The 10,055-nt window shown below is 43.0% G+C and carries 12 protein-coding genes; 11 read left to right on the forward strand and 1 reads right to left on the reverse strand.

Annotation, left to right across the window (positions count from 1 at the left end; translation table 11 throughout):
• The 10 genes from ACH2DQ_RS24495 to ACH2DQ_RS24540 all read left to right on the forward strand — a co-directional run.
• A partial coding sequence (locus tag ACH2DQ_RS24495; protein WP_395028580.1) for an ABC transporter ATP-binding protein occupies nucleotides 1-576 on the forward strand: 576 nt, incomplete at its 5' end.
• A complete protein-coding gene (locus ACH2DQ_RS24500) occupies nucleotides 573-1,274 on the forward strand; it encodes an ABC transporter permease (RefSeq protein WP_394914062.1) in 702 nt (233 codons plus the stop codon). The genes ACH2DQ_RS24495 and ACH2DQ_RS24500, both read left to right, overlap by 4 nt.
• A gap of 102 nt (nucleotides 1,275-1,376) precedes the next feature.
• Nucleotides 1,377-2,309, forward strand: a complete 933-nt coding sequence (locus ACH2DQ_RS24505) for a DUF1848 domain-containing protein (RefSeq protein WP_394914063.1) — start codon at nucleotides 1,377-1,379, stop codon at nucleotides 2,307-2,309.
• A 96-nt stretch (nucleotides 2,310-2,405) separates the two neighbouring features.
• Nucleotides 2,406-3,173, forward strand: a complete 768-nt coding sequence (locus ACH2DQ_RS24510) for a MerR family transcriptional regulator (RefSeq protein WP_395028581.1) — start codon at nucleotides 2,406-2,408, stop codon at nucleotides 3,171-3,173.
• A gap of 96 nt (nucleotides 3,174-3,269) precedes the next feature.
• Nucleotides 3,270-4,628 (forward strand): MATE family efflux transporter, encoded by a 1,359-nt coding sequence (locus ACH2DQ_RS24515; protein WP_394914066.1) that lies wholly within the window; start codon nucleotides 3,270-3,272, stop codon nucleotides 4,626-4,628.
• Nucleotides 4,629-4,706: 78 nt separating this feature from the next.
• A complete protein-coding gene (locus tag ACH2DQ_RS24520) occupies nucleotides 4,707-5,582 on the forward strand; it encodes an EamA family transporter (protein WP_394914067.1) in 876 nt (291 codons plus the stop codon).
• A gap of 57 nt (nucleotides 5,583-5,639) precedes the next feature.
• Entirely contained in the window at nucleotides 5,640-6,809 is a 1,170-nt protein-coding gene (locus tag ACH2DQ_RS24525; protein WP_394914068.1) for an ROK family protein, read from the forward strand.
• A gap of 130 nt (nucleotides 6,810-6,939) precedes the next feature.
• Nucleotides 6,940-7,869, forward strand: coding sequence for a carbohydrate kinase (locus ACH2DQ_RS24530; RefSeq protein ID WP_394914069.1), 930 nt, complete (start codon nucleotides 6,940-6,942; stop codon nucleotides 7,867-7,869).
• Between the two features lie 26 nt (nucleotides 7,870-7,895).
• Entirely contained in the window at nucleotides 7,896-8,573 is a 678-nt protein-coding gene (locus ACH2DQ_RS24535) for a D-lyxose/D-mannose family sugar isomerase (protein WP_394914070.1), read from the forward strand.
• Nucleotides 8,574-8,900: 327 nt separating this feature from the next.
• The gene (locus ACH2DQ_RS24540; RefSeq protein ID WP_394913209.1) at nucleotides 8,901-9,893 is read left to right on the forward strand and encodes a hypothetical protein; all 993 of its coding nucleotides are present in this window, start codon (nucleotides 8,901-8,903) and stop codon (nucleotides 9,891-9,893) included.
• Between the two features lie 7 nt (nucleotides 9,894-9,900).
• On the opposite strand, the gene ACH2DQ_RS24545 is transcribed toward ACH2DQ_RS24540, so the two are convergent.
• Nucleotides 9,901-9,948, reverse strand: a complete 48-nt coding sequence (locus ACH2DQ_RS24545) for a DUF6783 domain-containing protein (protein ID WP_394913372.1) — start codon at nucleotides 9,946-9,948, stop codon at nucleotides 9,901-9,903.
• On the opposite strand from ACH2DQ_RS24545, the gene ACH2DQ_RS24550 reads away from it, so the two are divergent.
• A partial coding sequence (locus ACH2DQ_RS24550) for a DUF6783 domain-containing protein (RefSeq protein ID WP_395028582.1) occupies nucleotides 9,928-10,055 on the forward strand: 128 nt, incomplete at its 3' end. The genes ACH2DQ_RS24545 and ACH2DQ_RS24550 overlap by 21 nt on opposite strands.

The raw sequence follows: 10,055 nt of genomic DNA on the forward strand, positions 1-10,055 counted from the left end.
CTGAGCTGTTACGATAATATGCTGCTGCCGGCACGGATTTACGGAGTGGATAAGAATCGGATTGAGGAACTGCTGAAACGGGTGGGACTGGAAGATGCAGCCAAAAAGGCAGTGGAAAAATTGTCCAAAGGAATGAGACAGAGACTGGTTCTGGCGAGGGCAATGCTTCATAGCCCCAAGCTTTTATTTCTGGATGAACCCACAAGCGGTCTGGACCCGGCGGTGACGCAGACGATTCATGGACTTTTGCAGGAATTAAAGCAGGAGGGGACAACGATATTCCTCACCACTCATAATATGGATGAGGCATACAGGCTCTGCGACCATGTGGCGCTGTTAAATGACGGCAGGATCGTAGAATATGGAGTACCCGAAGAACTATGCAGAAAGTACAATACACAGAATATCATTACGATACTGTGTAAAGATAAGTCAATGGTAAAGCTGAAAAACACAAGGGAAAATGCGGATAAGATTATGGGATATTTTCAGGATGAATGCGTGGAATCCATACATTCATCGGAACCCAATCTGGAAACGGTATTTGTGGAGTTAACAGGAAGGAGACTGCTATGAGTATACAGGCAAAGACATTACAGGCACTGTTTTGCAAACAGATAAAAGATACGGCACACAATATGCAGGTATTAATCTTATTTTTTACATTTCCAATCATTGCAATGGTTATGACCCAGAGCATGGGAAAAGAGATGGGGAACAGTGCCTTTTTCATATCTATCTTTGGAGTCATGCACGGTGTTTTTACACCAATTGTAGCCACTTCATCCATGATGTCGGAGGAAAAAGAAAAAAATACACTGAGGGTGCTTCTTATGTCTAATGTAAATCCGATGGAGTATCTGATCAGCATCGGGGGCTTTGTCTTCCTGTGCACCATGGTTACCGGAGTACTTTTTTTATTTCTGGGCGGATATACACCGGTTGAAATGTTGATGTTTATGGGAGCGTTAGGGGTTGGGAGCGTGATATCTATAGTTCTGGGACTGGCAATTGGATCCTATGCAAAAAACATGATGGCTGCAAACGGCCTGGCACTTCCCTTTGGGATGATCTTTGCTTTTCTGCCTATGCTGGCAAAGTTTAATGACAAGATTGGACAGATAGCTAAATTTACTTACGGACATCAGATCAGCATGTTTGTGGAAAAGATGGACGGGATCAGCTGGGAAGGGGTACTCATAACGGCTGTGAATTTTATAGTACTGATTGCTGTATTTGTAGTCGTATTCAGGAGAAACCGGTTAGATAGCTGAGTATATAATTGCCTGGTCGCTAATGCTCCGGCTTGACGCATCCCTCATAAAATAGTACAGTATATAAAAGAACTTTTATTACTCACGAAAAGGGGGATGACCATGATAATCAGTGCAAGCAGAAGAACCGACATACCATCTTTTTATACCGATTGGTTTCTAAACCGGATTCAGGAAAAGCAGGTGTGGGTCAGGAACCCTATGAATGCCCATCAGATCAGCCGGATTGATTTATCCCCGGAAGTAGTGGACGGCATTGTCTTTTGGACGAAAAATCCAAAGCCTATGCTGAAAAGGCTGAAGGAATTTAAGGAATATGCATATTATTTTCAATACACCATAAATCCATACGGAAGGGAAATAGAAGAACATCTTCCGCCGCTTAAAGAGCGGATGGAAAGCTTTAAAATCCTTTCGGAAATGATCGGAAAAGAGCGTGTGATCTGGCGTTATGATCCGGTTATAATCAATAATACTTATACAGCACAGTACCATTTGGAGCAGTTTGCATATATGGCGGAAGTGCTTGCTCCCTATACGAAGAAATGTGTTTTCAGCTATCTGGATTTTTATACCAAGATGAAAAATAAAATGAAGCAGATGGGGATCCGCCCGGCAGACAGGGAGGAAAAAGAATATTTGGCGGAGGCATTTTCCAAGACGGCATCCCGGTATGGGATCGCATTGGAAACCTGCGCAGAGGATATTGATCTTGAAAAATACGGTATCGCACATGGCAGATGTATTGATGATAGACTGCTTTCCCGGATCATAGACTGTCCTCTTAAGGTGGAAAAGGATAAGAACCAGAGACTGGAATGCGGCTGCGCTGCCAGTATCGATATCGGATTATATAATACCTGTAAAAATGGCTGTGTATATTGTTATGCCAATTTAAATCAGGAACTCACCCTAGAAAATAATGTAAAATACGACAGGAATTCACCCCTTCTTTGCAGCGCATTGGGAGATAAGGATATCGTGAAGGACCGGAATGTAAAAAGTTTGAAAGAGAGACAGTTAAGTCTGTTTTAAAGATTGTTTAAACAATTCTATTATTAACAGACATAAAAACCCTTGACATTGACGCAGCGTAAAGGTTTAAGATGGACTTATCAGGAGGTGATGGAAATGGAATATACCATTCAAAAACTGGCGAAACTGGCAGGAATCACTACCCGGACACTGCGCTATTACGATGGAATTGGCCTGCTTCATCCGGCTTACGTAAATGAATCCGGATATCGCATTTATGGAGAGACAGAAGTGGACGCACTTCAGCAGATCCTGCTTTTTCGGGATATGGGGATGGAACTGTCCAAAATAAAAGCAATTACGGAAGATGCAGCCTATAACCGGGTGGATATTCTGAAGGAACATCTGGAAGTTTTAAAACAACGTCAGCAGCAAATAGACCTTCTGATTAAAAATGTGAATAAAACAATTGAAAAGGAAGAGGGGATAAGAAGCATGACAGACAGAGAGAAATTTGAAGGCTTGAAAGAAGAAATCATACAGGAAAATGAAAAGCAGTATGGTGAAGAGATCCGGCAATCCTATGGATCAGATGAAGTGGATGCCAGTAATGCAAAACTGATGAACCTGACTATGGATGAATACGAGAAAATGCAGGAGACCGGGAAAGAGATAAACCGCCTGTTGGAGGAAGCCGTTGAAAAGAAGGCAGATCCCTCCGGAGATCTGGGACAAAAAATTGCACGGCTTCACAAAGAGTGGCTGTCCTTCACCTGGACGCACTATTCTAAAAAGGCGCATTGTGGTTTAGCTGAAATGTATGTTGCGGATGAACGTTTTACCGCCTATTACGACCAGAATGTAAAGGGGTGTGCCCGCTTTTTAAGGGATGCAGTCAGGGCTTTTATCCAGCCTGAAAATTAGATATAAAACAAAGTAAAATTCTATTGAAATTCTCTTGTAAACCAGATAGAATATTCAGTGCGTACGAATGATAAGTACCGTATTGGAGAAGAGAAAATGGTTGAGAATAATCTGGAAAAAGATAGTATCAGAAAATTAGTACTGCGCCTTGGAATTCCTTCCATGCTGGCGCAGTTTATTAACGTGTTATACAGCGTGGTAGACCGCATGTATATTGGAAATATTGAACAGATCGGTGAAATAGCGCTGGCAGGAGTGGGAATCTGCGGTCCGATTGTGGCGCTTTTGTCGGCGTTCGGATCCTTCGTAGGGGTGGGCGGCTCCCCCCTGATGAGTATTCGTATGGGGGAAAAAGATGAAAAATCAGCGAAACAGATCCTGGCAAACAGTTTTTTACTGCTGCTCGTGGTATCCGTGGCGCTGACCATCCTTTTACTGCCGCTAAAAGAGCATCTGCTGCTCTGGTTTGGGGCAAGTGAACAGAGTTTTCCCTATGCAAATGATTATTTTACCATCTATTTGCTGGGCACTGTGTTTGCGCTGATGTCGATTGGCATGAATCAGTTTATTATCTGTCAGGGATATGCAAAGACCGGGATGATGTCCGTTATGATCGGCGCAGCCATGAATATTGTGTTGGACCCGATTTTTATATTTGTATTTGGCATGGGAGTAAAGGGGGCGGCAATTGCTACCGTAATTTCCCAGATGGTTTCCTGCGGATTTGTTTTAAAATTCCTGTTTGGGAAAAAGGTTCCGATTTCCATCAGCTTTGGGGGATACAGTCTTGGGATTATGAGAAAGATTTCCTTCTTGGGACTGACACCTTTTATCATTATTGTGATGGATAATGTCCTGCTGATCGCGCTGAATACCGTACTCCAGAAATATGGGGGACCGGACAGGGGAGATATGTTGATCACCTGTGCAACCATTGTTCAGAGCTTTATGCTTATGGTAACCATGCCTCTTGGAGGAATTACGGCGGGAACCCAGACCATACTGGGATATAATTATGGGGCGCGCAAATCTGACCGGGTTCTGGAAGCGGAAAAGTGTATTGTGATACTATGCCTTATTTTTACAACCATTATGTTTATCATTGCACAGAATTTTGCCAAACCATTTGTAGGGATTTTCACGCAGAATGAGACATATATCCAGTTTGCAACACGTGCCATAAGGATATATACGTTGGGGATTATACCGCTGGCTATCCAGTACACCTTTGTGGACGGATTTACGGGAATGGGGATTGCTAAAATGGCATTGCCCTTATCCACCTTCCGTAAGATTGTGTACCTTGGGGCAGTGTTCCTGCTGCCTCTGATCTACGAAATAGACCAGGTATTTCTGGCGGAGCCGGTTGCGGATGTGGTCAGCGCAGTAGTGACAGGAATCTGTTATTTTGCAATGATAAAGAAAATTTTGCACAAGCGGGAAACAGGAAATTGAGATAGCGGTTGCATGAGAGACTGTTTCAAACATGCCCTGGGAGAAACAGGAAGCAGCCGGGAACGGGAGGGGAAATGGATGTGGGTTTTATTTGCGTTTGGTTCTGCACTTTTTGCCGGTATAACGGCTATTCTTGCAAAGCTTGGAATTGAAAAGACAGATTCCTATCTGGTGACGGCACTTCGCACAGTAATCGTGGTGCTCTTTGCATGGATTATGGTTTTGGTGGCGGGATCTTTTGATTCTATTACAGCGATCAGCGGAAAAACCTTCCTGTTCTTAGTCCTGTCGGGACTGGCTACCGGTGGATCCTGGATCTGTTATTTCAAAGCCCTGCAGCTGGGTGATGTGAACAAAGTGGTATCCATTGATAAGTCCAGTACCATTCTGACCATGCTTTTTGCATTTCTGTTCCTGAAAGAAGGGCTTAGCGGTATCAAAGTGCTGGCAATGGTACTGATTGGTTCGGGCACTTATCTGATGCTGGAAAGGAAACGGAAGAATCCGGTTTCCACGGTTACAAATCCGGAAAAAAGCAGAACATGGCTGATCTATGCCCTGCTCTCGGCTGTATTTGCAAGTCTTACGGCGATCCTTGGAAAAGTGGGCATAACCGGTGTGGAATCCAATCTGGGTACGGCAATCCGCACGCTGGTGGTTTTAATTATGGCATGGCTCATGGTATTTGGGCTGCACAGACAAAAGGAAATAAAAAAGATTGAAAGACGTTCCTGGATATTCATCCTTTTATCCGGGCTTACAACAGGACTGTCCTGGCTTTGCTATTACCGTGCATTGCAGGACGGACCGGCAGGTGTTGTAGTGCCCATTGATAAACTGAGTATATTAGTGACCGTCTTTTTTGCATATTTTGTGTTAAAGGAAAAATTAAAGAAAAAAGCAGTGCTGGGACTGATTTTTATCGTAGTGGGTACACTTGCTTTACTTATCTGAGAAAATGGATTAAAATATGGGTAGAATTAAGAAATAAATGGAGCAAGGAGAAAGAGAGTGAACGGTGGAAAAGGCGGAAACAGTAAGACATACCGGCAGTTAAACAGAGGACTGATGTTAAAGCTGATTGCTACGGGAGTCTGTACTTCCAGGGCAGAGCTTGCAAGAAGGACAGGTCTTACCAAAATGGCAGTTACAAATATTGTATCGGAAATGCTGGAACAGCATTTGATTGAAGAAACCAGCACTGTGCAGAATGAGGAAGTCGGAAGGAACCCGATCCGCTTAAAAATATCCGGGAAATGTCCCAAAATCATTGGCGTTCTGATATTTCGAAGCCGCCTGGAAGTTGTATTATGTGATTTTAGTTTGAAGATCCTCCGGCGGGAAACCAGAGTTATGAAAGAAGCCTGCGTTACAAACAGCCAGGAGCTGATGGATCAGCTATATGAGATGGTGGACAGGCTTAAGAAGAAAGAAAGGAACATACTGGGAATTGGCGTGGCATCCATCGGACCTGTAGATGTAAAGAATGGGATGATCCTGGAACCCCTTTATTTTTGGGATATTAAGAATATTCCCATTGTGGAACTGCTCACAGAGCGGTATCAGCTTCCGGTTTTTTTAAATCATGACAATCAAAGCGGAGCACTTGCGGAGCTGCTGTATGGTTATGGAAATGAATATAAGGATTTCCTGTTCCTGGGGCTGGGACGCGGAATCGGATGCGGAATGGTGATGAATGGTGATCTGTATGAAAACCAAAGCGGTCTGCCCTCGGAAATCGGGCATACCAGCATTGATTACCAGGGAGAGCAATGCACCTGCGGGAATAAAGGCTGCCTGGAATTATATGCAACCACACCGGTAGTGGAAGAGCGTTTGCAGAGAGAGACGCAAAAAGATTACCGGTTTACCCAGTTTTGCAGGGCAGGCAGTGATCCTGCGGCGGAAGAGGTATTTGCGGATGTAATGAAAAAGCTGGCTGCAGCACTGGTAAATTACGTAAATATTTTAAATCCGGGATTGATTCTTCTGGGACATGATGGAATTTATCTGCCGGAGAATGCCATTGCAGTTCTGAAAAAAGAAGTCAACAGCCGCAGGTTTTTCCACAATGCAGCGGAGATTGAGATTAAAAAAACGCAGTTTGGGGCAGATGCTCAATTGCTGGGGGGCGCATGCCAGGTATTACAGCAGGCTTTTTTAGGAAAATTGCTATTTTAAAAAAACATTTTTTAGTTGAAATGTATATTGACTTTACTTTTTAAATTACTTATAATGAATTTAATTAGTAAAGCGGATTTACATATAATTGCTGCTATAAATGACCTTAGTAAAAAATGGAGGTAAAAAAATGGATGTTATTTGTGTTGGAGAAATGTTAATAGACTTTATTCCGGGAAATGAGCCGTTCAGTTATATCAGAAAAGCTGGCGGAGCTCCGGCAAATGTTGCGATTGCAATTGGAAAAAATGGATTAAAAGCCGGATTCTGCGGCAAAATGGGAGACGATGATTTTGGACGTTTCCTGGTAGATACTTTAAAAGAAAATAAGGTTGAGGCATTATGTGAGGATTTGACAAAGGACGCTGTTACGACGATGGCATTTGTAACTCTGGCGGAAGACGGAGACCGTTCCTTTACATTTGCCAGAAAGCCTGGGGCAGATACCCTGCTTACGATTGAAGACGTTAAGAATGCAAAAATAGAAGAGAGCAAAATGGTGCATGCAGGTTCCTGCTCCCTGTCTCAGGGAACGGCAGTGGATGCTACTGTATACGCAATGAAAGCTGCTCATGAGAATAACAAGCTGGTAAGCTTTGATGTAAATTACCGGAATGTAATGTGGGATGATGATATTGACGCATGTGCGGCGAAAGTACGTGAAGTACTGCCTTATGTGGATTTATTGAAGATTTCAGAAGAAGAAGTGGATATGATGGGCGGTGAAGAAAATATCCTGCCACTTATGAAGGAAAATGGAATTACGGTGGTAATCGAGACATTAGGTGCAAACGGTGCCAAATGCTTCTTTGGCGGAGAAGTACGTGAGATTCCGGGCAGAAAAGCGAAAGCAGTAGATGCTACCGGTGCCGGTGATGCATTCTGGGGTGGATTTTTATCCAGCATTCTGATTCAGGGTGCTGAGAAAAAAGAAGACATTGCGCTAGAGAATATCTTAAAGGCAATGGAATATGGAAATATTGCAGGCTGGATCTGTGTACAGACAAAAGGGGCAATTGATTCCCTTCCAACAAGGGCACAGATTGAGGAATATTTGTAAGAAAAAATGAGAAGGAGAAGGTAATTATGAAACGATCAAAAATCAACGCAGTAATTAAAGACATGGAAGCATTAATCAAAGAACATGGTTTTGAAATCCCTCCATTTTGCAAATGGACAGCGGAAGAATGGAAAGAAAAAGGAACGGAATACGATGAAATCCGTGACAATATGCTGGGATGGGATATCACAGACTACGGGCTTGGAAAATTTGATGAAGTGGGATTTGCCTTGATTACCATCCGTAATGGAAATTTGAAAAATGACAAGTATACCAAGACATATGCAGAAAAACTGCTGATGGTAAACGAGGGGCAGATGGCTCCCATGCATTTCCACTGGAACAAGATGGAAGATATTATCAACCGCGGCGGCGGTAATGTACTGATCCGCGTATATAATTCTACGGAAGACGGAGCATTTGCAGATACCGATGTTACGGTTAACTGCGATGGCAGAGAGTTCTCCGTTCCTGCCGGAACCCAGGTTCGTCTTACTCCGGGTGAAAGTATTACCATCTATCCCTATATGTATCATGACTTTAATGTAGAAGAAGGAACAGGTGCCGTGCTTCTGGGAGAAGTATCCATGTGCAACGACGATGAAAATGACAATCGCTTCTACGACCCGATTGGCAGATTCCCTACAATCGACGAAGACGAACCGGCTTACCGTTTACTCTGTAACGAATATCCGAAAGCATAAAATGCGGTTTAAGACGGCAGATTAACTGCGGAATAACACAGCTTATAAAGTAATACAGATTATAAAATAATTCAGATTATAAAATAATTCAGATTATAAAATAATTCAGATTATATAGGAAAAGGTACTGCATTTGAAAAACGCAGTACCTTTTCCTATGCCCATATAATCTGTTTCTTGTATTGTTTTTCAGAAAAAGAAATTAACCCAGGAGATGATGCAGGTTTTCCAAAAAATTATTTTCCATGCAACAGATGTGGTAAATTTAAACACTTATATATAAACAGATGTTGCGTGATTGTTATTTAAAGAAGAGGGGGAAGAATTATGAAAAATAATTGGAAAAAGATCGTTCGAATGGTTGTGTTGGCGCTGGTACTGGTAATGGGGACCGGATTGTGGATGAATGGATGTGAGAAGAAGCAGGAAGAAATTAAAAAAGAGAAAATTGGAGTGATCTATAGCAGTACTCCGGCGCATGTGCCTGGAAGGGATGACCTGGATCAAGAACCGCAGACCATACTGGGCATTTTACCGGATGAGGATGAGAACGAAGATGACGACATGGAAGAGTACCTGGGAGAGCCAGCCTTAATAAGGGGAATGTATTTGAAACTGGGGGAAACATCCTATTATTTTGCGGATGTGGAACGGAAACAATTATTTAGCCTGGTCATGGCAGATGAGAATATTATCTACAGCCTGGCTGGGGAAGAAATTACGTTTGAAGAACTTAAAACAGGTAATATAGTGGATATTTATTATACGGGAGGAATCATGGAGTGCTATCCCGTGATTTGTGACCGGGTTATAAAAATGCAGGTAGTTGAGGAAGGCAGTGAAGCAGATGCAGCTGCTAATCTGAAATGGGCAAATGAATTTTACTGCGAACCGGATCCAAATGAAAAGCCGGGCCTGCAGATTCAATATATTCCATTTGCCGGAATGGAAGCATCTGCAAATATTTCGCAGAGGGCTTATCAGTGGACGGTTATCAATGAAGATGGAACCCGAAATGTGGAGAGGGCAGACAGTCAGCCTGTCATTCAGGATGAGAATCTGGTAGAGATTGATATTTCTCAAGATGCAGAGGAATTAAAACTTGTTTTCAGTGAGGAGCCAGGGGAAGTGGTTGTTCAAAGATGGATAGCGCAAGAGGACGGGCAGGATCAGATTAAACCTGGTGAGGCGGTGCTTGTAACCAGGGAAGAAGATCATATGTGGATCATCCCAAATGGGCAGAGCGGGTACGTGTATGAAGTAACCGGGAAATGGGGAGAAGACTATGTTATGTATGGTTTTAGTGTCAAAATGAGGTGAAAATATGTCAAAAGTGCCTAGAGCGTGTTTGAAAATTCATTCCCGCCATCTGCACGCCCCACTTAGCGGCATATTTGCCCCGAATTCAGGTTACGTAGCCCGCTTGTCGCCCTTCATCCGGGACAAATCTCCCACAAAGTGTGACGTACAGTTGTCAGAAAG

Source organism: Robinsoniella sp., from assembly GCF_034124845.1.